26 protein-coding genes and 1 pseudogene are annotated in these 23,977 nt (G+C 38.8%); 10 read left to right on the top strand and 17 right to left on the bottom strand.

From position 1 onward, the window contains the following. The first annotated feature begins 222 nt into the window (after positions 1–222). Positions 223–1,380 carry an HD-GYP domain-containing protein gene (locus IE199_RS03695; RefSeq protein ID WP_189767398.1) on the top strand — a complete coding sequence of 386 codons (1,158 nt, stop codon included), beginning with the start codon at positions 223–225 and terminating at the stop codon, positions 1,378–1,380. An 84-nt stretch (positions 1,381–1,464) separates the two neighbouring features. Here the strand turns inward: IE199_RS03695 and IE199_RS03690 are convergent, their stop codons facing one another. Together IE199_RS03690 and IE199_RS03685 are read right to left on the bottom strand one after the other, a co-directional pair. Further along, positions 1,465–4,605, bottom strand: a complete 3,141-nt coding sequence (locus tag IE199_RS03690) for an efflux RND transporter permease subunit (RefSeq protein ID WP_189767397.1) — start codon at positions 4,603–4,605, stop codon at positions 1,465–1,467. An 8-nt stretch (positions 4,606–4,613) separates the two neighbouring features. Then, positions 4,614–5,699, bottom strand: a complete 1,086-nt coding sequence (locus tag IE199_RS03685; RefSeq protein ID WP_189767396.1) for an efflux RND transporter periplasmic adaptor subunit — start codon at positions 5,697–5,699, stop codon at positions 4,614–4,616. Between the two features lie 253 nt (positions 5,700–5,952). Here IE199_RS03685 and IE199_RS03680 point away from each other — a divergent pair, with 253 nt between their 5' ends. Next, complete coding sequence (locus IE199_RS03680; RefSeq protein WP_189767395.1) at positions 5,953–6,570, top strand: TetR/AcrR family transcriptional regulator; 618 nt, start codon at positions 5,953–5,955, stop codon at positions 6,568–6,570. Between the two features lie 36 nt (positions 6,571–6,606). On the opposite strand, the gene erpA is transcribed toward IE199_RS03680, so the two are convergent. Together erpA and IE199_RS03670 are read right to left on the bottom strand one after the other, a co-directional pair. Beyond that, positions 6,607–6,948, bottom strand: coding sequence for an iron-sulfur cluster insertion protein ErpA (gene erpA, locus IE199_RS03675; protein ID WP_189767394.1), 342 nt, complete (start codon positions 6,946–6,948; stop codon positions 6,607–6,609). A gap of 52 nt (positions 6,949–7,000) precedes the next feature. After that, on the bottom strand, positions 7,001–7,756 hold the full coding sequence (locus IE199_RS03670; protein ID WP_189767393.1) for a DUF6776 family protein: 756 nt from the start codon (positions 7,754–7,756) through the stop codon (positions 7,001–7,003). Positions 7,757–7,812: 56 nt separating this feature from the next. On the opposite strand from IE199_RS03670, the gene IE199_RS03665 reads away from it, so the two are divergent. From IE199_RS03665 to hemL, 4 genes are all read left to right on the top strand, one after another. Continuing rightward, complete coding sequence (locus tag IE199_RS03665) at positions 7,813–9,498, top strand: chloride channel protein (RefSeq protein WP_189767392.1); 1,686 nt, start codon at positions 7,813–7,815, stop codon at positions 9,496–9,498. Further along, entirely contained in the window at positions 9,495–9,929 is a 435-nt protein-coding gene (locus tag IE199_RS03660; RefSeq protein WP_189767391.1) for a CopD family protein, read from the top strand. Before IE199_RS03665 ends, IE199_RS03660 begins: the two co-directional genes overlap by 4 nt. A gap of 192 nt (positions 9,930–10,121) precedes the next feature. Further along, positions 10,122–11,135 (top strand): aspartate carbamoyltransferase, encoded by a 1,014-nt coding sequence (locus IE199_RS03655; protein ID WP_189767390.1) that lies wholly within the window; start codon positions 10,122–10,124, stop codon positions 11,133–11,135. Between the two features lie 14 nt (positions 11,136–11,149). Next, on the top strand, positions 11,150–12,439 hold the full coding sequence (gene hemL, locus IE199_RS03650; RefSeq protein ID WP_189767389.1) for a glutamate-1-semialdehyde 2,1-aminomutase: 1,290 nt from the start codon (positions 11,150–11,152) through the stop codon (positions 12,437–12,439). A gap of 50 nt (positions 12,440–12,489) precedes the next feature. Here hemL and IE199_RS03645 read toward each other — a convergent pair whose 3' ends face one another. The 7 genes from IE199_RS03645 to IE199_RS03615 form a co-directional block, all read right to left on the bottom strand. Continuing rightward, on the bottom strand, positions 12,490–12,888 hold the full coding sequence (locus IE199_RS03645; protein WP_189767388.1) for a hypothetical protein: 399 nt from the start codon (positions 12,886–12,888) through the stop codon (positions 12,490–12,492). 152 nt (positions 12,889–13,040) lie between these two features. Next, complete coding sequence (locus IE199_RS03640) at positions 13,041–13,496, bottom strand: hypothetical protein (RefSeq protein ID WP_189767387.1); 456 nt, start codon at positions 13,494–13,496, stop codon at positions 13,041–13,043. A 110-nt stretch (positions 13,497–13,606) separates the two neighbouring features. Then, the gene (gene rpsI / locus IE199_RS03635; RefSeq protein WP_189767386.1) at positions 13,607–13,999 is read right to left on the bottom strand and encodes a 30S ribosomal protein S9; all 393 of its coding nucleotides are present in this window, start codon (positions 13,997–13,999) and stop codon (positions 13,607–13,609) included. A 3-nt stretch (positions 14,000–14,002) separates the two neighbouring features. After that, positions 14,003–14,431, bottom strand: coding sequence for a 50S ribosomal protein L13 (gene rplM / locus IE199_RS03630; RefSeq protein WP_189767385.1), 429 nt, complete (start codon positions 14,429–14,431; stop codon positions 14,003–14,005). Between the two features lie 284 nt (positions 14,432–14,715). Further along, positions 14,716–15,483: a TIGR04219 family outer membrane beta-barrel protein gene (locus tag IE199_RS03625; RefSeq protein WP_189767384.1), complete on the bottom strand. Its 768-nt coding sequence runs from the start codon at positions 15,481–15,483 to the stop codon at positions 14,716–14,718. A gap of 4 nt (positions 15,484–15,487) precedes the next feature. Continuing rightward, complete coding sequence (locus tag IE199_RS03620; RefSeq protein WP_189767383.1) at positions 15,488–16,480, bottom strand: DUF2333 family protein; 993 nt, start codon at positions 16,478–16,480, stop codon at positions 15,488–15,490. 9 nt (positions 16,481–16,489) lie between these two features. Then, entirely contained in the window at positions 16,490–16,984 is a 495-nt protein-coding gene (locus tag IE199_RS03615; RefSeq protein WP_189767382.1) for a copper chaperone PCu(A)C, read from the bottom strand. A 68-nt stretch (positions 16,985–17,052) separates the two neighbouring features. Between IE199_RS03615 and IE199_RS03610 the strand changes: the two genes are divergently transcribed. Continuing rightward, on the top strand, positions 17,053–17,790 hold the full coding sequence (locus IE199_RS03610; RefSeq protein WP_189767381.1) for an enoyl-CoA hydratase-related protein: 738 nt from the start codon (positions 17,053–17,055) through the stop codon (positions 17,788–17,790). A gap of 47 nt (positions 17,791–17,837) precedes the next feature. Here the strand turns inward: IE199_RS03610 and IE199_RS03605 are convergent, their stop codons facing one another. From IE199_RS03605 to dusA, 6 genes are all read right to left on the bottom strand, one after another. Continuing rightward, positions 17,838–18,179, bottom strand: coding sequence for a hypothetical protein (locus tag IE199_RS03605; protein ID WP_189767380.1), 342 nt, complete (start codon positions 18,177–18,179; stop codon positions 17,838–17,840). Positions 18,180–18,217: 38 nt separating this feature from the next. Beyond that, positions 18,218–18,430 (bottom strand): PspC domain-containing protein, encoded by a 213-nt coding sequence (locus tag IE199_RS03600; RefSeq protein WP_189767379.1) that lies wholly within the window; start codon positions 18,428–18,430, stop codon positions 18,218–18,220. A gap of 98 nt (positions 18,431–18,528) precedes the next feature. After that, the gene (gene pspA / locus IE199_RS03595) at positions 18,529–19,191 is read right to left on the bottom strand and encodes a phage shock protein PspA (RefSeq protein WP_189767378.1); all 663 of its coding nucleotides are present in this window, start codon (positions 19,189–19,191) and stop codon (positions 18,529–18,531) included. Between the two features lie 13 nt (positions 19,192–19,204). Further along, positions 19,205–19,477 carry a hypothetical protein gene (locus tag IE199_RS03590; protein ID WP_189767377.1) on the bottom strand — a complete coding sequence of 91 codons (273 nt, stop codon included), beginning with the start codon at positions 19,475–19,477 and terminating at the stop codon, positions 19,205–19,207. 233 nt (positions 19,478–19,710) lie between these two features. Then, entirely contained in the window at positions 19,711–20,550 is an 840-nt protein-coding gene (locus IE199_RS03585; protein WP_189767376.1) for a sulfurtransferase, read from the bottom strand. Between the two features lie 507 nt (positions 20,551–21,057). Further along, positions 21,058–22,035, bottom strand: coding sequence for a tRNA dihydrouridine(20/20a) synthase DusA (dusA, locus tag IE199_RS03580; protein WP_189767375.1), 978 nt, complete (start codon positions 22,033–22,035; stop codon positions 21,058–21,060). Positions 22,036–22,324: 289 nt separating this feature from the next. Here dusA and zur point away from each other — a divergent pair, with 289 nt between their 5' ends. The 3 genes and pseudogenes from zur to IE199_RS03565 all read left to right on the top strand — a co-directional run. Further along, entirely contained in the window at positions 22,325–22,762 is a 438-nt protein-coding gene (zur, locus tag IE199_RS03575) for a zinc uptake transcriptional repressor Zur (RefSeq protein WP_189767374.1), read from the top strand. Between the two features lie 220 nt (positions 22,763–22,982). Then, positions 22,983–23,447, top strand: a complete 465-nt coding sequence (locus IE199_RS03570; RefSeq protein ID WP_189767373.1) for a chemotaxis protein CheX — start codon at positions 22,983–22,985, stop codon at positions 23,445–23,447. A 148-nt stretch (positions 23,448–23,595) separates the two neighbouring features. Further along, positions 23,596–23,868 (top strand): annotated as a pseudogene (locus IE199_RS03565) (secondary thiamine-phosphate synthase enzyme YjbQ); the annotation flags it as partial. Between the last annotated feature and the right edge of the window lie 109 nt (positions 23,869–23,977).

The following is a 23,977-nucleotide window of genomic DNA, read 5'->3' as shown; positions in this document are numbered from 1 at the left end:
CAAAGAAAAGTGAACGCATATGTAATGACCCAGTAGTGCTAAAAATAAACTCAAAGATTAGTTTGCTATAATGTTATCGGCATAGTGTCAAAAATCTATAGCCATTGGTATTGGTTCGCTGCAAAATTAGTACCAAAATTGCCACTTAGATTAGTTGCATATCAGCCAATAAAAGCTTATACAGTTTAATCCATTTACCACTCACTTGGGTCTAAGCGCAGTATGATACAAGAGCTAAGTATTACAGACTTAAAGGTGGGTCATTTTGTGATAAAAATTGCCAAACAAAAAGGCAAATATCACTTAACCCACGCAGATTACATCAAAAGCGATCTAGTCATTAAAAACCTAATCGCCAAGGGTGTAGAGTCGGTCATGGTGGATTTAGAAAAATCTAAACTAGCAAAAACATCTACAACAACTAAAAAGAAATCTATCATCGCAGATGTTTATGAAGCCAAGAAACTATTTGATGAATCTAAAGAAATCCAAAGAAAAGTATTTGCTGACGCGGTCAACGGACGCCCTTTAGACCTTGAAGCTATCACGGCTATTACTGAAAGCACACTCAAAGAAATATTTCGTAATTCAGATGCACTTGCTTGTGTCATCAATATCAGAAATAAAGACGACTACTTGTTAGAGCATTCAGTCTCAGTTTCGGTGCTAATCACTATCTTTGCTAAGTATTTGCAAATCGATAAACATATTGTAAAACAACTGGCAATCGGCGGCTTTTTGCATGATGTAGGCAAGATCATGATACCCGAGGAAGTGCTAAACAAACCAGACAAACTGACAGTAGAAGAGTTTGAGCTGATGAAGTCACATGTTGTACACTCAATTGACACTATTAAAGCAACACCCGGTATCTCAGATATCAGCTTGGAAGTCGCGGCACTGCATCACGAAAAGCTTGATGGCAAAGGCTACCCCTATAATATCCCAGGTGATCAAATATCAAAATATGGCCGTATCATAGCTATTTGTGACATATTTGATGCACTGACGGCAGCCCGCTGTTACAAAGATGGATACGATCACGGTAAGGCATTTGGCATCTTGCGAAGTCTGGTCGAAAAAAATCATTTAGACGGCCCTCTGGTCGAGTCATTTATTAACTGTATGGGGGCCTATCCTCTGGGTTCACTGGTCGAGTTAAACTCTCGCAAAATTGCATTTGTTGAACAGCACAATCGACAAGAACCCTCAAAACCTGTTGTGAAGTCTTTTTATAATGCAGCAAGTAAAGAATACTACGACGACGTCCAACTCATCGATCTTTCAGTTGAAAATGACTATATAGTGAAAGGTGTTAGCGCTGACGAATTATCATTAGATATGAATAAGGTCATTGAATTTCTGTTAAAGCAAGGTTAGTAGTCGTTACTAAAAGCTGACAACAGACTTCAAAAAAAAGAGCACCTTAGTTTGTGCTCTTTTTTGTTGATATTTCGCTAATGCTTATGCTGCATTCCTTATTTGTTTCAAACGACTAAACAAAGATGTTTTTTCCTCTTTCGCTTGATACTCCCTATTTTTATCTCTTAGAGCGATTAAACAAGGCGTTAATACCAAAGTCAGTAGTGTCGCAAATGCCAAACCACCAGCAACAACAGTAGCTAACTGTGTCCACCATTGAGTTGATGGTGCACCAACAACAGCAGTTCGATTAAAGAAGTCTAAATTTACCTGCATCACCATAGGCAATAGGCCTAAAATGGTGGTAACCGTAGTTAACATTACAGGCCTTAAACGCTGCGCACCGGTACGCAGTATGGCATCTATAGTGTCGTGGCCTTCTTTTCGTAACACGTTGTAGGTATCTATAAGGACGATATTATTATTTACTACAATACCCGCTAACGAAATTACGCCAATTCCCCCCATGATAATACCAAACGGTTTTTGCACCAGTACGAGGGCAAAAAAGACTCCTATGGTAGAGAAGATAACCGCACTCAGTATAAGAAACGCTTGATAGAAGCTATTAAATTGTGTGACCAGAATTATCGCCATAACAAACAAAGCAATACCAAACGCATTAACTAGAAACTCTTCTGATTCTTGCTGATCTTCATTTTGACCTTTAATTTGTACATCAACTCTAGGGTCAATTCCAAGCTCGGGAAATTTTTCTTGTAATGCCGGCAACTCAGTATTTAATTGAGCCCCGGTAACTAAGTTCGCCTGAATAGTAATAACACGTTTACCATCTGTTCTATGAATCGTATCCACTTTAGGTGCAGGAACACGCTCAACAAAACTACTAATAGGTACCAACCCTTTATTGGTTTTAATGCGCAAAGTGTCTAATCGGCCAATACTGCGCTTGTCTTCAGGAAACCTCACTCGAATATCAAGTTCGTCATCAACATCATCTGGACGATACTCACCAAGCTTTAGACCGTTTGTCACCATTTGTACGGTGGCACCTACAACAGCAGCATCAGCACCATAGGTAGCGGCTTTTGCCCTATCAATATTAAGCTGCCATTCTATACCTGGTTTAGGCGCAGAATCTTCAATATCGGTAAATTTACCTGATAATACCAAAGCATCACGGATCGACTTAACTGAACCATCAAGCAATTCAGGAAAACGAGAACTCAGTTCAATAACCAAGTCTTTGCCACTTTGCGGTCCGTCTTCGTTTTTCCTTGCTTCAATTTCAACGCCGGCAAGGTCAGCGGTTTTTTGGTGAATTTCAGCAATAATTTCGTCGGCTTTTCGTCTAAATTGCCAATTAACAAAATTCACTTGAAACGAGCCAACAATATCGTTGCCACCACTAAGGTTGTATAACGTTTTAATCCCTTTTACATCTAACACTCGTTGTTCAATATCTCGCATGATGGCATCTTTTTCATTCACAGATAAATCACCATGAGAGCGGACCACCATAGTGGCGCTGTTTGGTTCAACATCTGGAAAATACACAACGCCCAAACCAGAGGCGCCGTATAGCCACATGATGAAAATTGACATCACAACAGTTCCACCCAACACTTTCCACGGGTGTTTAATAGCTCGACTTAATAAACGGATATATTTTCCTGTAAAACCAGTCAGTAAAGTTAAGTCTCCTTGTTCAGCTTGCATCACTTGTTGCTGTTCTTTTTCACTGATAGGGCGAGGTTTGCCAAACACAGTACCTAGAGTCGGTACAAAAACCAGTGCCATTGCAAGAGAAGCTGTAAGAACGGCAATCAAGGTGATAGGAAGGTATTTCATAAACTCTCCCATCATGCCAGGCCAAAACATCAATGGAGCAAACGCAGCAAGAGTTGTTGCCGTGGATGCGATGATTGGCCACGCCATGCGCTTAGCGGCTAATCCATAAGCTTGTTTTTTAGATTTGCCTTCGCTCATTTCGCGGTCGGCAAATTCGGTAACAACAATAGCACCATCAACCAACATACCAACTGCCATGATCAAGCCAAATAACACGACGATATTGACAGTAAGACCTGATATAGCAAGCACCAAAATGCCAGTTAAGAAAGCACCTGGAATTGCAAATCCGACCAACATAGCCGTTCTCGCACCCAGCGCAGCAATAACGACAATAACAACCAACAATACAGCGGATAAAACGTTATTTTGCAAATCACTTAATGTGTCTTTAACATCAACCGATTGATCGCCCACGTAATCTACTACAACCTGCTCAGGCCATCGTTGCTGTTTTTCGTTTATCAGTTGTTTCACTTTATCAACGGTAAAGATAATGTTTTCGCCTGGGCGTTTTTTTACCTCTAATGAAATTGAGCGCTGGCCATTTAACCGAGCATAAGTTGTAGGATCTTTGTATGATCTTCTAACAATCGATACATCTTCAAATGTGATGACTCTGTCACCATCAGCCTTAATTGGCAATTCTAGTAAATCTTCAACAGTTTCAAATACCGAAGGTACTTTGATGGCAAAACGCCCTTTCCCCGTATCCATAGTTCCTGCTGGAACTAAACGATTGTTTCTTTCTACTAGGTTATAAATATCATTTTGATCAAGCCCGTAGCTTTCCATCAACAAAGGATCAACGATGATTTCAACCATATCTTCTCGATCACCACCGACATCAACTTCTAGCACCTCTTTCATGCCTTCAATGTCATCTTTAAGATCACGAGCAAGAGTTAGCAACCCTCTTTCAGTGACGGGGCCAGATAAAATCACGGTAACTGCTGGTACTTGATTTGCCATTGTTACTTCATGTACTTCAGGTTCTTCGGTTTCAGACGGAAGTTTTGCTTTTGCTAACGTTACTTTATCGCGAACATCAGCAAGTGCCTCTTTAGGATCTAAGCCAGCAAGAAATTCTAAGGTAACTGAAGCATGCCCTTCACTGGCATTGGCAGTCATTTCTTTTATTCCCGCTATCGATTTAAGTTCCTTTTCCATTGGACGAACAAGCATACGCTCGGCATCCTCCGGCGAAATACCATCATGCACCATAGAAACATAGATCATGGGAATAGTGATGTCGGGATTAGATTCTTTAGCGATATTATTGTAAGTAACCGCACCTGAAATTAATAAAAGTGCAAATACCATTAATACGGTGCGGGTACGGGTAATTGCAGCGTCAATGATAGCTAACATAAATTTCCCTACCTTGCTGCTCGAATGGCTTCAACACGGTCACCTTCGCGAACAAAGCCCTGCCCTAGGGTAATAATCTCTGCTTGCTCACCAAAACCGGTAAGCCACATTCCGTCACTTTCACTTTTAACCACGTTAATAGGAGTAAAAACAACAATGTCGTTTTCAACAGACTTAACACCAATATTGCCTTTATTATCTAACGCAAGCAGTGCTGGTGATAATTTAATGGCAGGAACCTGCTCAAAACCTAGCTCTAACTCACTGCTGATCCCTGCTAACAATCTATAGTCAGGGTTTTCAATAATGGCTTCAATTTTAAAGGTGTTTGTATTTTCATCAGCAAGGCTAGCAATATATCGCAATTGTCCTTGAATAGGTTTTTCATTAAGTAATTTAATAGTTGCCTGTTGACCTACAGATAGTTTGCCAACTTGATTTTCAGTGACGAAGGCCCTCACCACAAGTGGATCTAAATCTGCAATAACTGCGACGTCATCGCCAATCTGTAGATAGTCACCTTGTTCTACGTAACGTGTATTTAACACACCATCGAAGGGTGCCTTAATATTGGTGTTATCGATAGCTATTTCTAAACGATTAATGTCAGCTCTAACTGCCTCTAAATTTGCCGCCGCAGTACTAAGTTGAACTTCACCTTGGTAGCCGTCAGCATTGAGCTTTTTGGCGCCTTGATATTCTATCTCTCTTTGTTTTAGTAGAGCTTTACTTCGAGCTAGTTGGGACGTTAAGTCGTTAAGAGCAAGCTTGACTATAACCTGACCTTTTTGAACTCTTGAGCCACGCTTTGCTAATACTTGTTCGACCTGCCCAAAAACTTCAGCTTTTAATGTGGCAATTCTGTCAGGCTCAGTACGTCCATACAATTCAATCGCATTACGCACCTTTTGCGCTCGCATCGTTTCAACTTGTACTTTAGGAATGATCTGTTTCTTGCTATTGAGTTTTTCTGGAGCATCAGCTTCTTGCGCTATACCGGATGCCATCCAAAGAATAAGTATAAGAGTAATTGCGATAGCAATGATGTAAGGGCGTTGAGCGAGCCAATCAAACCCAAAGCGTGCTTTGTTCATAAATCATCCTAAAATTTAAATACTTATCACGATAACTGCCGCATATAAGTAGTGACATTCCATATCATAAGGCAAATACATAAACGTTGAAGTACATCTATGAAGTCAGTATTTATTCAATTACTGTTCTTATAATACACAAACACAATATACAGGCAAGATAATCTACACCGATGAGTTTACTTCTATAATTTTACTAAGTAAACTGCCTAGTGTAATTTAAAATGCAAAAAAATATGACTCAACAAAGGTTATGAACGAAAAAACAAAGACTCGCAGCGAACTCAAACGTGAGGCCATTATTGAAGCAGCTAAATCGGCTTTTAAAGAGTATGGTGTTCAAGCAACAAGCATGGACAAACTAGCCGAGATAGCGCAAGTATCAAAACGTACCGTTTATAACCACTTTAGCTCTAAAGAAGAACTGGTGATGTATTTAGTGTCGGACTTATGGCAAAAAGCCGTTGCTAATGTTGCATTTGATTATCAGATTGACACGCCGTTAAACGAGCAATTATTAACCTGGGTTAATTACGAAATAAATTTGATATGTACACAGGAGTATTTAGATTTATCTCGCGTTGCCATAGGTCATTTATTTTATAATTTATCTGCTCTGCAAAAAGAAATGGAAAAACTTGCAGGACAAACAACCAGCTTACAGCAGTGGTTAAAGGATGCAAATGAACACGGACAGCTCTCTATTGACGATATTGAATATGCCAGCTTTCAGCTTCATAGTTTAATTGAAGGGTGTTGTTTTTGGCCGCAACTTACCGGATGTAAGCCTTTATTAACCGAGCAAGAAAAAAAGTTTGTTGCAGACGAAACGGTACAGATGTTTTTAGCGCGTTATCAAACAACTAAGTAAGCCACTTATTATACAGTGGCTTACCCATATTATTGATTAGATAGAGAAAGACGAACCACAACCACAAGTTGTTGTTGCATTGGGGTTGTTAACAAGGAAGCGACTCCCCTCAAGGCCTTCGATGTAATCAACCTCACCGTCAACTAAATATTGAAGGCTCATAGGATCGACCACCATAGTGACCCCTTTTTTCTCAATTGTCATATCGCCTTCGTTAACACTTTCGTCAAATGTAAAACCGTATTGAAAGCCAGAGCACCCACCACCTGTTACATATACTCGTAACTTCAAGTTGGGGTTTTCTTCTTCTGTGATCAACGCCAATACTTTACTAGCAGCAGCGTCAGTAAATTTTATTGGTAATTCAGGATTAGACATAGATAAACAATCTCATACTTACAAGGGGTGAATTATCTTAAACTTGACTAATTTAATCAAGTATTAGTGCAGTTGATTCTGCTATCGGCTCGACAAGTTCAGGCCAAGCATAGTTTTGCTCTACGCTGTTGTAATCTTGCCATTTTCCTTTTGGTAGTACCGCAGTTAGCACTAACTTTTCAGGGAAGAAATTTTCAGGTAGGGTGATATCACCTTCAATTATTTGAAAATACTGAAAACTGAATTTTAGCGATTTGTCTGCTATCGATGACACTTTACTTAATGAGAGCGATACCGGTTTTTCATCCATACTGCCAAAAAAGGTCATATCTACATAGCCCTTGGCAAATCGTTTTCGAATTTTTTGCTGTACGAGTACCACACGGAATCGATAATGGTTAGCGCTTGCCGTTGGTGTGATGACAACATCATCGACCACTAAACCATCGGCTTCTTTTTCTGGTGCCACCACTTTTTCGTAAAAGGCGAGCTGTTTTTTTAACTGAAATTGTTTTTCTTCAATTTCTTTTACTAAGTTTTGCGCACGTTGATTTGCCATACGCTCAACTTCAAGCTCAACCGATAATGTATTAATGTGTTTTACTTTTTCATCTAACTCAGCATAAAGTGAGCTCAAACGCTGCTGTTGTTGCTCTAAGGTTTGCTGTTGATAAGCATGGAAAAAGTTACCTACCCTGTAACCACAATATAAACAAGTGACAATTAGGGCAAGCAAAAGCAAGGTCGCTCGAAAGGTACCTAATCGCTTGAACAGTATATTTAAATTAAACTTTGCTAACCAACTCATTTCAACAGTATGATGTAACCTAAAACAACGGCAAATACACTACGACAAAGTCACCTATGATCACTAGCTTATCGTTAAATAAGCAATTAGCTCAACCCAAGACATCTTGGCAGCTCTGTTTGCTGGCGGCGCTAGGAGGTGTGGCATCGGCATTGCTGGTGACCCTTTTCACCTTAGTAATCAAAGGGCTTCAATATTTATACAGCCACAATGTTGCGCATTATATCAACTCTGAGTTCCTAAGTCGTTTATTAATACCTATCATTGGTGTATTAGTTATTCTTTTGTTGGCAAAAGTCACTGGATACAAATACTTAAGAACAGGGATCCCCTTTGTTTTGCACCGATTAAAAGTTGCCTATGGCGTCATACCATTTCGCAATACCTTTAATCAATTTTGGGGCAGTTCTATCGCCATAGCCAGCGGTTTTTCTGTAGGTAGAGAAGGGCCAGCAGTTCATTTAGGGGCAGCTTGCAGCAGCTACATAGGTAATAAACTTAATTTACCATTTAATACAGTGAGAACCTTATGTGCCTGTGGCATTGCTGCCGGCATATCTGCAAGTTTCAATACCCCGATTGCAGCGGTTATTTTTGTCATGGAAGTCATTTTACGAGAATATAAAGTACATATATTCATTCCCATCATGATTGCAGCCATTGTTGGTTCAACTATTACAGAAACAATTTATGGCCCAGCACACCAATTTGAATTTTTTGATAAGATTCAGTTGGACCTTTTGCACTACCCAGTATTAATTTTGTTTGGGGTAATTCTTGGTGTGCTTTCTTTCACCTTCAATAAAAATTTAACGGCACTGATTCAGTTTTCCAGTAAATTTTCATTAAGCAAAAGGTTACTATTAGCTGCAGCAGTCACAGGACTAATTGGCGCTTATTTACCTCCAGCAATCGATACTGACCTTCATATCAGTATTTTGACCGACAGCTCTTTTGATTCTGCGTATTTTTTAGTGGCATTACTTTTGGCAAAAATACTAATGACCATTATTGCCCTTGGCCTTGGTATTCCCGGTGGTGTAGTAGGGCCAATTTTAGTAATAGGGGCAATTTCAGGAGTCGCTGCAGCTGGGGTTATTTCAGGTAGTTATGCCTCACCTGATTTAGCTGTAGATATGGCGCTAATGGGAATGGCAGGATTTATGGCTGCGACGTTAAACGCGCCGTTAGCTGCTTTATTGGCGGTGGTGGAATTGTCTAATCAAATAGAAGTAATTGCGCCAGCTATGGTTGTTATCTCTACGGCATGTGTATTTTCAGGGCAATTTTTCAGAAACAGAAGTGTCTTTGTTATGCAGCTAGAAGTTCAAAAACTGCTTTACAGGCAACCACCAATTGAAAAGTCGTTACAACGTATCGGCGTGTTGGGCATCATGCAAAGTAACTGTAGTGTTATGGAAAACAGCGACGAACAACACCTAATTTCCGAATATAATGCCTCAGATGGGCAACAAGTGATCATCACAAAAACAGCTGACGCAAAACCTAAATTTATTTGGCATCAGGCTAGAGTATCTGAAGACAACGTAGTCAGTAGTTTTGACCAGCATGTCTTAATTCCAATCAGTAGCCGCGCAACACTTTCAGAAGCATATTCGGCTTTAAAAGATATACGTAAAGGTGGCGTATACGTATATCACGACTCCCCTGATAAATTTATTGGGATAGTGTCGTTTGCACAAATTAGAAAATATTTACTTGAAGGAACCACTTCTCTATGACAATTTTATGGTTAAAAGCGTTTCACGTATTTTTTATGGTAGCTTGGTTTTCTGGAATTTTTTATTTACCTAGGCTTTTTGTCAACCATGCGGAAACCGACAATGCTGACGTTTCAACTCGACTCAAAGGCATGGAAAAACGTTTACTTTATTTTGTTACGCCATTTGCCGTTTTAACTATCATTCTTGGGATTTCACTTATCTATAACTACGGCTACGATTGGTTTAAAACTGCAATTTGGTTACATATAAAAATTACCCTGATTATAGTCTTAGTTATTTATCATCTGTATTGCTTCAAATTAGTCAAAAACTTTCAAACAGATAAAAATAAAAAGAGCCCGCGCTTCTATCGTATATTTAACGAAATACCGGTGCTTATCTTGCTTAGTGCGGTATTGTTAGCCTATTTAAAACCCAGCTTTTCGTAACAAAAACTGACATATAATAAAGAATGTATAATTACTGGCGTTAGTCCTCGCTAAGGCTAGTTTTATACATTCTCAATATTGCAGTTCTGTGTTATATTCGCTGCGTTTTTTCTCACGCTTTTAGCTAACGTTTTTGGCGTACATTGCTGCGCTAGGCTAAATGCTCTAAATGCTTATTGTTTAGGAACGATCATGATGACCTTCGAGGGCAGCCACATCCTCTCAGTTTCGCAATTTGACCGCGAAGCTATTGCCAAAATTTTATCTGTTTCAGCACAAATGATGCCGTATGCTATGCGACATAAACGTTGTCATGTGTTAGACGGTGCTATTTTAAGTAACTTATTTTTTGAACCAAGCACTCGCACACGTGTAAGTTTTGGCACGGCTTTTAACCTGTTAGGTGGTTTTGTAAGAGAAACCGTAGGTGAAGAAAACTCCTCCTTAAGTAAAGGAGAGTCTTTGTTTGATACTGCAAGGGTGATCAGCGGTTATTCCGACGTAATTGCCATGCGTCACCCGCAAATGCACTCAGTTAGTGAGTTTGCAGAAGGTAGCAGTGTGCCAGTGATTAATGGCGGCGACGGCGCAAACGAACATCCAACACAGGCATTGTTAGATTTATTTACCATTGAATCTGAAATGAAACCTCACGGAAAGACGCTTGACGGACTAAATATCGCTTTAATGGGTGATTTAAAACACGGTAGAACAGTTCATTCATTATCAAAATTACTTAGTCTATACAATAACGTGCACGTAACCATGATAGCGCCAAACGCACTTCAAATGCCTGACAACGTTATTTCAACGCTTGAAAATGCTGGCCATAAAGTTACGTTAACAGACAAGGTTGAAGGCAATTTAGCGTGTGACGTTATCTATCAAACCCGTATTCAACAAGAGAGATTTGCCAGCCAAGACGAAGCCGACTTGTATCGTGGTCACTTTAGTTTAAACAAAAAGGTATATCAGCAGTTTTGCCATCAACATACAGTGATCATGCACCCTCTTCCCCGAGACTCAAGACCAGAAGCAAATGAACTTGATGTCGATTTGAACGACTTAGATAATTTAGCTATTTTCAGGCAGGCACAAAACGGCGTGTTGGTGCGTATGGCATTGTTTGCACTAACGCTAGGCGTTGAAAACAAGCTTACTCAATACGAAAAACCAGTGACTTGGTTTACGACAAAATCAGCATAAAACTAGGAAAACAAATGAATAAATCAGAACAATTGTTTGAACAAGCCAAAAATACCATTCCTGGTGGAGTGAACTCGCCCGTGCGAGCATTTAACGGCGTTGGTGGTACACCTTGTTTTATTAAAAAAGCTGATGGCGCCTATATGTATGACGCCAACGATAAAAAGTACATTGATTATGTTGGTTCTTGGGGACCAATGATCTTGGGCCATAACCACCCAAAAATAAAACAAGCAGTAATTGAAACAGCAGAAAATGGTTTAAGTTTTGGTGCGCCTACTGAACTTGAAATTATCATGGCCGAAAAAGTTAAAGCCATTGTGCCTTCAATGGAAAAGCTAAGAATGGTGAGTTCTGGCACTGAAGCGACCATGAGTGCAATTCGCTTAGCAAGAGGTTATACCGGAAGAGATAAAATTTTAAAATTTGAAGGTTGTTACCATGGCCATGCCGACTCATTACTAGTCAAGGCGGGGTCTGGGGCACTAACCATGGGGGTTCCTAATTCACCAGGCATTCCAGAAGATTTTGCTAAACACACCTTAACCGTTAGCTTTAATAACCTTGAAGAAGTCAAAGAAGTTTTTGCGTCAATTGGTGATGAAATAGCCTGTATTATTGTAGAGCCTGTTGCCGGAAACATGAACTGTATCCCACCGGTAGAAGGTTTTTTACAGGGGTTACGTGATATTTGTGACCAATACGCTTCAGTGTTAATTTTCGACGAAGTGATGACAGGTTTTAGAGTCGCTTTAGGTGGCGCACAAGAGCACTATACCATCACACCTGACTTAACAACGCTTGGTAAAGTCATCGGTGGCGGTATGCCTGTTGGTGCTTTTGGTGGAAAGCGCGAAATTATGGATTATATCGCTCCAGTAGGCCCAGTGTACCAAGCTGGTACATTATCAGGTAACCCTATTGCTATGGCAGCCGGTTTGGCAGCACTAAATGAAATGTCAACTCAGGACTTACACACTGATTTAGCAGCCAAGACGAAACAACTTGCACTTGGTTTTAAAGCAGCAGCCGACAAACACAAGATTGCACTTTCAGTAAATTATGTTGGAGCTATGTTTGGTTTTTTCTTTACTGAAGAGCCGATTGTAACGACCTACAAACAAGCTACAGAATGCGACGCGCAACGATTTAAACTGTTCTATCACATGATGCTTGATGAAGGTGTTTATTTAGCACCTAGCGCTTTTGAAGCGAGCTTCCTATCAACCGCGCACTCAGCGCAAGATATTCAAGCTACTATAGATGCAGCAGAGCGCTGCTTCGAAAAACTAGCCAATCAGTAAAACTAAAATGGCCTAAAGTAAACACACTTTAGGCCATTGCTACTGCAACTTTAGGTCTCCACTTTTATTGTGGATAATTCAGACTGTAGCCACTCTAAGGCTTGCTGCCACCCAAGCTCTAACCCTGAAAATATTTGACAATTCCATTGATCCATAGCGCGTAATTTTTGTAAATTTTCGGTGATATCTTTTGTATCTTGCGAATAGTAAACAAACGCTATTGCTTTCATATGCTCATAAGAAGCAACGCTTAATTTAGCCTCGTACGAATAGGTATAATTATTAACCCGATTAACCAATAAACCAAAATCGTCGGTAATATGTGTTTGAACAAATTGATGACATTCCTCAATCATCTCTAAGTTCATTTCTATACCTTCATCGACTACGACTTCCACAATATTGTCACAAAGCAGAGTAAAATAACCGAAGCTCAGTCGATACTTCATTTTTACTCCCCATCAATACAACGTTAGGACTTATAGTTTTTCTACGTGTTACGTCATTTATAACACAATATTAACCTTAGTCGTCGTCCGCTAAATAAGCAAACTTAAATGCAAATAATAATCGTGAAAAATTGTAATCGAAAGCTGAACAACTAGCGGATATTAAATTCTTTATTGCCGTACCTTTTGGCAAACTTTTTAATGGGTAATTCATTGCAAGTAAGTTCGGCGACATACATTTTAGTTTTCTGATGTTTTTCCATCGCAAGTTTCAATACTTCGTTTGATGTAGCTGCGGCAATACAAAGCTCTGTTTCTACATTGCCGACCTCTTGACTAAAAGTGAATACTTTTAATGTATCTGATACGTCATTTCTCACCTGATACTTTTCAACAAACTCCTTGATAGGTATGCCATTACACGCTAAAGCATTCATCTGGCGCATAGTCAGATCATATTTCTTTTGCAATGCTTTAATAGTCATAGAAGTCTTTGTTGCGTCAATACAGGCTTGGCTTTCTTTTTTGCCATCTGCATTAATTAAGGTTTCAGCCTTAAGATGCCCCGAAACGCATACGAGTAGTAACAAAAATAACGGGTATTTCATTGATTTGCTCCATGATCAACAGGTGGTACAAATCAACTATAGACTATTTAACAAAAATCATAGGCAAAAAAAAGCCAGCTTGAAGCTGGCTTTTTGCAATATATAAAATATTAACGTTTTGAAAATTGAGGACGTTTACGCGCTTTGTGTAAACCAACTTTCTTACGTTCAACGCGACGAGCATCACGAGTAACAAAACCTGCTTTACGAAGGTCGCTACGTAGAGCTTCATCATATTGTAATAATGCACGAGTGATACCGTGACGAATTGCACCAGCTTGACCTGTGCTACCACCACCAACAACAGTGATGTTAAAGTCAAACTTGTCTGCTAATTCAACTAATTCGATTGGTTGACGAACAACCATACGAGCAGTTTCACGTGCAAAATATTCAGAGATGTCACGCTTGTTAATTGTAATTGCACCACTACCAGCTTTCATGAACACACGAGCAGTAGAGCTCTTACGACGACCAGTACCGTAATATTGATTATCAGCCATTGCTTACAGCTCCAATAGTTGTGGTTGTTGTGCAGCATGCTTGTGCTCAGGGCCAGCATACACTTTAAGCTTACGGTACATTTCACGACCTAAAGGACCTTTAGGAAGCATACCTTTAACAGCGAACTCAATTGCACGCTCTGGCGCTTTGTCAATTAGCTTTTCGAAGCTAATTTGCTTTAAACCACCAGGGAATTCAGTATGCGAGTAGTAAATTTTACCTTTCGCTTTGTTACCAGTTACTTTAACTTTCTCTGCGTTAACAACTACGATGTAGTCGCCTGTATCACAGTGAGGAGTGTACTCTGGCTTGTGCTTACCGCGTAAACGGAGAGCAATTTCAGTAGCGATACGACCAAGAGTTTTATTCTCAGCGTCCACTAAAAACCATTCGCGTTGAACGCTCTCTGGCTTAGCTACAAAAGTTTTCATTTGAAAAACCCATAATTAAAAATGTTACTAAAAAGCAACTTTACGTTGCCGTTCATTAAGGCTACGCCATTACCCCTTCGAGTATCGAGCCCTTTGTTTAGTGTTTGGGAAAAACAACATAAACAAAATGTAACGTTAGGGAGCGCAGGATTATACAGAAATATTTTTCAGAGATCACGTATAAATTTTAATCTTTTATATAATTTTTTTACCCTTACAAATAGAAAAGCCAAATAAACACTCAATGTCTATTTGGCTTTATTCAAAATGGGGCTATTTAACACCTAAAAATGGATTACCGCTCCGGCAAACACGCCTTTAAATTCAAGGTCTGTGTATAGGTTATCAATATCTTCAAGTTTCAAACTAGTTGCTCGATAACCAAGTGTTAAACTAACATCAACCGCAAGGTTATCTATTAGCTCATAGCTAATACCAGCTTGATAATCATGTAACGTATGATCTTTGAATGATAAAAAGTTACCTTCGGCAAAAACGCTAAAGCCTGTAAACGGCAAACCAACTGTTGTAGAGGCGTACAGCATAGGGATAATTTCGTCAGTTTTTAATGTCCCCTTTACCGTAGATGTATTGCCTGACGTAGAAATTGTTGAGCTCACAGCAATATCACCTTCAAAATCCCGACCTGTTAATCCTATATCAAATGAAAACAATCCATTATCAAAGATTTCATAGTACAAGGTGTAGTCTACATAGCTGACATCAAAGTTTGAATTTACAACACTTCCAGCAGTAAACGCTTGGTCAGCAAATTCAATATCTCTGCTCAGTGTAGCAACACCGGTTGAGTCGAGTGACGTTGCAGAGATTCTTGCATTAGGGATAAATGGGACGGGGTGCTCTACGGCTAAAAAATAGCTGCCTTGCTTTTTATCTTTTAAATTGAAATCAACTTGATTTCCACTTTCACCAAAAATCCCCGAAGCATTGCTGTCCCATACTTGGCCACCAATATAAATACCTAAAACATCTGCTTGTGCACTTGTTAATGTCAGCGCTGTTACCAATGCAGATACAATTTTTAATTTCATTTTTTTATCCTTGACTAAGAAGGTCATTTAAATCAATTAGTGCAGCATTAGCACGTGAAATATAATTTGCCATGACTAATGAATGATTTGCCAATACCCCAAAACCATCACCATTTAAAATCATTGGGCTCCAAATTGTTTCTTGGCTAGCTTCTAATTCTCGAATAATTTGCTGCAAACTCACGCGGGCATTTTTCTTTTCCAATACATCTTTAAAATCTATCTCTATAGCTTTTAAAAAATGTAATAGCGCCCAGGTCGCTCCACGAGCTTCATAAAATTCATCATCAATTTTCCACCAACTGGTTTTTAGTTCCAGACTAGAGGCATTGCGAGTTGACTGCTGAGCAACATTATCGCCTGCTAAATCAACATTTAATTGTTCTCGGCCAACACTTGCACTTAAACGTTGAGAATAGCTACCTAACCTTTTAGTTACTTCTTGTAACCAATCGCGCAAATTGTCAGCTCGAGCGTAAAATTGCCCCGATTGTGAACTAACATCGGCTAATTCTTTGCGATATGCATAAAGTGCAGCAACAGCCTTTTGGTATTCATTTTCAGCACTGGGCATTGCCCAGCTTCTATGGTTTATATTAAGTTGAGGCTGTGCAATTTTAAGATTAGCATTTTCCATTGACTGAGATTGAGAGCGACTGAATTCTTGACGCATGATTAACGCCATATCTCGAATCATCTCTAATGCGCCAAATTCCCATGCAGGTATATTGTCTAAAAATACTGAAGGTGGTAACGCATCATTCGCCAAATAGCCACCCGGCTTATTTACTAAAGTTTCCGTGACTCTAATTAAAGCCGTTGTTGTAGCATAGCCAACCACGGGAGATACATTTTGTGCCTGCGCATCTTTAGTTACCTCAGCTTTTATATCAAATTGCTCAGGCTCAAAACTCCAATAGACACCAAGCAAATATAATAAAAATATAAAAACTGAAATGCCGGTGATTATTGTTTTAGAAGATAAATTTAATGTCATAAGGCTCTCCTAGTGATGGTGTTCATGTGCCTTTTTCTTTTGTTTTTTAATACTTTGCACAGGTAGTTCAAGTTCAACTTCATTTTTATTGTCAAATATAAGGGTAAGTTTTACCGTTTGCTCTGGCACTAATGGCTTTTCAAGATTAAAAATCATCAAGTGATAACCTGAAGGTTGTAAAACAGTAGTATCATGGGATTTGATCAATAAGGACTCTACCTGTCTCATTTTCATCATGCCATCAGCCATCGTATGCTCATGGATTTCTATTCGATCACTAATTGCGCCCTTAACAGCTACCAATTTCACATCATTTGCAGAGTGATTAGCAATAGTCATATAAGCAGATGAAATTTTTGTACCAGGAATAGTCGCACGGACATATGCTTCTGAAACATCTATGTTTTGAGCAGCCATACTGCTTAACACATAAAAAAGAGAAAAAGTCAGAGCAAACATTTTTAGCAGTGAGTTTAGGCTATTTTTAGCAGTTAACTTATTCATATTCTTACTATACATCCTTGGACTTTCATACTATGGTTACCTTGGTATTGTAACTAAGCTAACCACAAATGAGTAACTTAATTCTTTCAAATTTACAAAATAGTGTTTTAACCATAACAATTAACCGTTTTGATAAAAAAAACGCATTAAATTCATCAATGTATTTGGATTTATGTCAACTTTTATCTGAAGCTGATGCAAATCAAGACGTCCACTGTGTTTTATTTCAAGGCAATCATGAGTGCTTTTGTGCCGGAAATGACCTTGCAGATTTTATTAAGCACGCAAACGATGAAGAATTAGCTGCGTTTAAATTTGTCAAATCACTCACTACATTTTCAAAACCAATGGTTGCTGCCGTTGCTGGACCTGCAGTTGGCATCGGCACTACTATGCTTTTACATTGTGACATGGTCGTGACAACAGCTGATGCTAAGTTGAAACTCCCCTTTAGCCAGCTAGGCCTTTGTCCAGAAGCAGGATCCAGCATACTATTACCCCTTAAAGTGGGCCATAATATCGCCTTTGAGTTACTCGTATTGGGCGAAACATTCAGTGGTCAAAAAGCTGCAGAACTAGGCATTGCTAATACTGTATGTTCACCGGAAGATTTATTGACTACTGCACTAGATATTGCAAAAAAAATAGCCAATCAACCCGCCGATGCCGTTCAAACAAGTCGCGCATTGATGAAACTAGCAACCCAGCCAGCTTTAATTAATGCAATAGAGCAAGAAGCTGTGGAGTTTTCACGTTTAGTAAAAACACAAAGTTGCCAAAAAATCCTCGCTTCATTTTTTAACTAACATGTAGCACGAGCTTTGTTTAACTGGCTCGTGCTTCGTTTTATACATTACCCTTGATGTACTGTTTTTTTGTTTCCAGTGCACAACCAAATAACACCTGCAATCAAAAAGATAGGCCAAAACGCGCCAACCATTGCAAAGATTATTGCACCAAAGATCAATACCCCAATGAATATGATTGAGCCAAATACACTCAATACAATGGCAACCGCAACAAGCATTAAAACGACAACGACAAGTGCTGAAATACTAATTGCTTTTAATGGCTCTATTAATTCATCACCCATATATACATCAATATCAAACAACTCTATGAGACTTGTGCCTAGCGCGTAGGTGATAATTAACGTAGCGATGATTGCCAAAATCAAAGATTTAAAAAAAGACATAATTCTCTCCTATCAACTTGGCCCAAGCTCTATATTTGTTAGTGTCTATTGGGTAATAAAATCGAAGCAGTAATATATGCAACTGCAGTTACAACAGGAAACGTGAAAAGCGATACCACTGCAGCAATACGTACGCCCCAAGAAGGCAAATCATAATGGCGAGCAATGCCGCCACACACTCCAGTTAACTTATTGTTAATGTTATCCTTTGTTAACTCTTTACTTTTCAAATAAGAACGTTGATATCTCATGTTCACTTCCTCATAGTTAATTACATCAATCAACATGTAATGCCTCTAAACAATTCAAAGTTTGTTGAGGCATTCATGTGGTTATGCCATGGGGGTTATTATTGATTGCTCACTTTTTTCTTAAGTGCAGCTAACTCATCTTCAACTTTATCGTCTGCCTGTAATGCGTTGATCTGACTAGCAAGGTCTTGATTTGAGGTCATGTCATACGCTTCAATTTGTGCTTCAACTTCTTCGATTTTTTGCTGGTAGCGTTCAAACTTCCCAATAGCTTCATCAATGTTGTACACGTTGGTTGTTTCGCGAGCCTTTAATCTTACTGTTGCTGATTCTTGTCTCAGCTTAAATGCATCTTGCTTACGCTTAGCTTCCGATAACTTCTCTTGTAAACGATGACTGTCTTCTTGTACGGATGTTAAGAACGCATCAATCTGTTCTACATCTTGTTGCAGTTCTTCTAGCACTTGTTGGCTTTTGTTTTTTTCTACTAAAGCAGCTTTAGCTAAATCATCTCGCCCTTTTGTAATGGCAAGCTCAGCCTTTTCATGCCAATTAGCCATGCTCTTTTCTGCATCTCTGACTTGTCTTAACAAGGTTTTCTTTTCTGCAATGTGTTTTGCAGCGGTCGCACGTACCTCAACCAAGGTTTCTTCCATTTCCTGAATAATCAGTTTGATCATTTTTTCAGGGTCTTCAGCCTTATCTAGCAAGCTATTAATGTTTGCGTTGATAATATCTGCAAATCTAGAAAACATACCCATAACACTTCTCCTACTATTCCGACTGTGAACTTTGTTTTGATTGGTTAGTTGTTTTGCTCAACAAAATGCTTTTGTTTGCTGCTGTACGTGGCAACACTTGATCTAATTGAGCTTTAATACTTTTTGACAGTGCTGATGAAACTTGTTTTGTAACTTGAGCAGCTTGAGACTTAACAGTCTGCGTTAATGATTGTTCAATGCTGATTTTATAATCGGCTGCATAAGCTGACGTTCCAACTCCTAGAACTAATGAAGCTAGAATTAACGACAAACGTTTAGTGTTCATTTTGTGCTCCTTTCATGGCAAAACATGTTAATTACATTAGGCGATTTCGCCTGTTGAGTAATACATAACAATTGATGTGCCAAGAAAGAAAAAAGAATGTATAGCTATGTTTTTTAAAGATTATTTGGCAATGGCATCATGTACCACCACCAATAAGACATATTATGTCACACTAAGATATGGTTAATATGACCAATGTATTGGTGATATTAACCACATTAAACAAATCTAGGCTATTTGATAGGTAACTCAGCTCGTGAACCCCACTCAGCCCATGAGCCATCATATACTGAGAGAGTTTGATACCCGCTTATTGTTGCAGCAAGGGCCAAGACACACGCAGTAACTCCTGAACCACAAGTGAAAACCATTGGTTTATTGTCAGGATTAACCGCTGAAAATTGTATTTTTAAAGCATTGCGATCTTTAAATACCCCATCATTGAGTAATTCCGTGAAAGGTATATTTACTGAATTAGGTATAGCCCCTTTCCTGACTCCCCTTCTTGGCTCTTCAACTTTTCCAAGAAATCGTTGTGCGGCTCTAGCATCAACAACTAGTGATTTATTGCTTGAAAGGTTTTGCACAAGATCACTAGTATGTGAAAAATACTCTGGCCGTAAGTTCAGTTTTACATTGCTAGGCTCTGTTGCTTGGTAAAAGGCACGATTGGTTGCATAACCATTTTCAATCCATTTAGGCAGACCGCCGTCTAGCACGGCAATGTCTGAGATCCCTACCGACTTGAGCATCCACCATGCTCTAGGCGCAGAATATAAGCCAATATTATCGTATACGACAATTTTGGTGTTTTGTTGTATGCCAAAAGATTTTAGTTTTTGCTCAAACGATTCTTCATCGAGCATAGTATGCGGAAAAGGATTAGTGTGGTCGGAAAATTCATTATCGATATCAAATCGTTGGGCACGATTAATCACTTGATCTGGCCAGCCATTATACTTTACTTGCACTCCACCAACGGGCGGCATACTGGCATCTAAAATAACAAGATCGTCATTATCAATTATTTGATTAAGTTGTTCACATGAAATGAGGTGTTCAAAACGAGTCATCGCCCTTACCTATTCGCAAATAAAAATAAGCTAGCGAATAAGTTAAGACATGTACAGAAACTATTAATTGGTTACAGTAAACAATTGGCAGAAGTTTCTATATTTCACACGCCGCCAATTGTTTATTTTGCTTTTTTGAAGACTCAACCATCCGTATCAAAAAAGAACATAACAGCAAAGCTATTGAAGGGATCAGGGTGATTAATGACACGGTAAATATGCTTAACATTGTAACTCTCCTTATAACTGTTAATACTTAAGACGAGGTTACAGTTACAAAGGTTGTGCCAAAGCATCATAAAAAACACAAAGCATTGTTTTTAAAGTGTTTTAATTTTTAACAATTTCACCCGTAGCTGATACAAAAAATAATTAATAATTTTAGTTGGTTTAATTAACTAATATTTAGCGATAATTTTCACATAGTGAATAATTTCAGTAACTAGCTAATACTTTTAAATTCCCGCAAATGGGAACCAGTTTCTCGAAATCGGGACATTTTCCCCACTATTCACGTACTAAGCTGAACGCTTCTTTTAAAACTTTACTGTCAGCGTTTTCTCTACCAGCATTTTCACTTAAATATCGGCGGTATTGCTTGGCACCAGCTAGCCCATTACATAATCCCAACATATGGCGAACAACATGCCAAACTCTTCCACCATTTGCTACATGGCGATCAATGTAATCAGACATATGTGCGATTACCTCTGCTCTAGAAATTACCTGATCATCACATTGCCAAACAGATTGATCAGCCTGTGACAACATATAAGGATTTTGATAGATCTCGCGTCCAATCATAACACCATCGATATGTTGTAGGTGCTCGTTCACTTCCGTATAAGTTTTGATGCCACCATTAATAGAAATATCAAGCTCTCTAAAATCATTTTTAATGTCATAAACCCGCTGATAATCCAGCGGAGGCACTTCACGATTTTGTTTAGGGCTTAATCCACTTAACCATGCTTTTCTGGCATGAACAATAAAATGTTTACACCCTGCTTGTGAAACCGTATCGATAAATTGGTGTAAGAACTCGTAACTATCCTGGTCATCTATTCCTATTCGTGACTTAACAGTAACAGGAATATTGACTTTATTTTGCATCTGGTTGACACATTCAGCAACTAACTGAGGCTCCGCCATTAAACAAGCACCAAAACGGCCATTTTGTACTCGATCAGAAGGGCAACCTACGTTAATGTTAATTTCGTCATAACCTTGCTGCTCAGCTATTTCAGCACATTTGGTCATGGCTTCAACATCACTACCACCAAGTTGCAATACAAGCGGATGTTCTTCTTCGTTAAACCCTAAATAATCACCTTTACCAAACAAAATAGCCCCTGTAGTAACCATTTCAGTATAAAGGACAACATGTTTTGACATCGTTCTGTAAAAATAACGACAGTGGCGATCTGTCCAATCGAGCATGGGCGCAACACTTAATAAGTGTTTATATTCTTTGGATTTATTCATGATTAATACTTGGCTTGTTTTCAAATTCTAAACAACACAGCTGGATAATGATCCGCAGTCATTTATGATAAAAAATAACTGCGGCGATTGTACCACATTGTTTCTGTTGTTCCGCGTTATAATTTAGCCTGCGCCTTTTAGGTGATGGTCGGCGTAACGTTTTTTTGTTCAAACGCCAGAGGGCTTCTAAATCGATTTTAAAGACAACAGAACTAGTTTGAACTAAGTTATGTCATGATAAATTTCACTGTGATAGACTGCCCTTAGAGCAAAAAGAGAACCATTTAACATGAATTTAGAAAAGCTAATTGAGCAAGCTAAACAGCAATGCATTAGACGCGAAGCACGATTTACACCGACAAGAGAACAGGTATTTCGTTTACTAGCGGAAAAACAAGGGGCAATTGGTGCTTATGATCTTTTGGATGAATTGAAGAAAACGGATCCTGCTGCCAAGCCTGCAACTATCTATCGCGCTTTAGACTTTTTAAGCCAACAAGGTTTTGTTCATAAAATAGAATCAATTAACGCTTTTGTTATGTGTCACCATTTTGGTGATTGTAATCACCCGGTGCAACTTCTAATTTGTGATGAATGTGGGCATGTTGATGAGATTCAATCGAATGACTTTTATAAGTCGCTAAAAGAAATGGCGGTAAATAAAGGATTTAGTATTAGCCACCAGATTATTGAAGCGCACGGTAGATGCAATAATTGCCGAGAATAAAATTTTTAAATGATTATTGGTAAAAAAACGAATAGTCGTCGATACTTGTACTGACAACTTAGTTCGCAAGTAATAACCGATTGCAAAAATATTCAATACTGGTTTAAAAGTAGTACTACGGGCAACATCTAAAAAGAACAATTTTTATTCTTGATTTACTTTTTAGATTAATACGTGCAAAATCAGAATACTAAAACTGAAAAAGGCTTTGTAAAACTTCATGAATGTAGAGTTTATTAACCCGTTTCTATCATCAATGCTTAACGTTATGACAACCATGGCTCAAATGGAGTTAACTCCAGAAAAGCCAAAAGTGAAAAAAAATGAAGTTGCTATGGGTGATGTATCAGGCCTAATAGGTATGGTTAGTGAACAAACCAAAGGCTCGTTGTCTATTACATTTGATGCACCGCTTGCGCTTGCTACAATGAAAAACATGGTTGGTGAAGCACCTGATGAAGTTAATGAAGAGATCACCGACCTAGTGGGTGAAATTACTAACATGGTGACAGGTGGCGCCAAACGGATGCTAAGTGAAAAAGGCTATGAGTTTGATATGGCAACACCTATGGTGGTTTCTGGTAAAAATCACACCATTAATCACAAAGCAGATGGGCCAATTATCATCATCCCGCTCAATGCGCCTCAAGGCAAAGCCTATATAGAATTCAGTTTTGACAAATAAGAAACCTCTAACGAGGTTTTTTATTTTCTATTGGATTATTCATCCCCCTATTTACAGGCGTATATTCCGTTAACAACAAAACGACTAGCCTTTTATAACAGTAACTGTCATTGATAATACGGTTATTGGTATTTCCTCGGTAAATAATATGTGGTTCCAAGAAACAATTGTACTTCCAGCCAAGCCAAGAGGCTTTCATCTGATCACTAATGAAGTGTTAGCTTCTGTACAAAAAGTACGTTTAATCGATGTTGGTCTATTACATTTTTTTATTCAGCACTCTTCTGCTTCTTTAACAATTAATGAAAATGCCGATCCTACGGTACGAGCAGATATGGAAAGGCATTTTAATAAATTTGTCCCTGAACGAGCTCCTTATTATCAACATACCTACGAAGGTGACGATGTACACCTACACATTTTACATACCACTTCGTAGCTATACACATTTGACAAGTTGAGAACCACTATTATGGTAGTTACTTACATATAAATTTATATGTAAAAGCATGACTTGTTAGATCGTTGAT

Source organism: Thalassotalea marina (assembly GCF_014656435.1).
Classification (GTDB): domain Bacteria; phylum Pseudomonadota; class Gammaproteobacteria; order Enterobacterales; family Alteromonadaceae; genus Thalassotalea_C; species Thalassotalea_C marina.
This window is presented reverse-complemented; position numbering and strand designations above follow the sequence as displayed.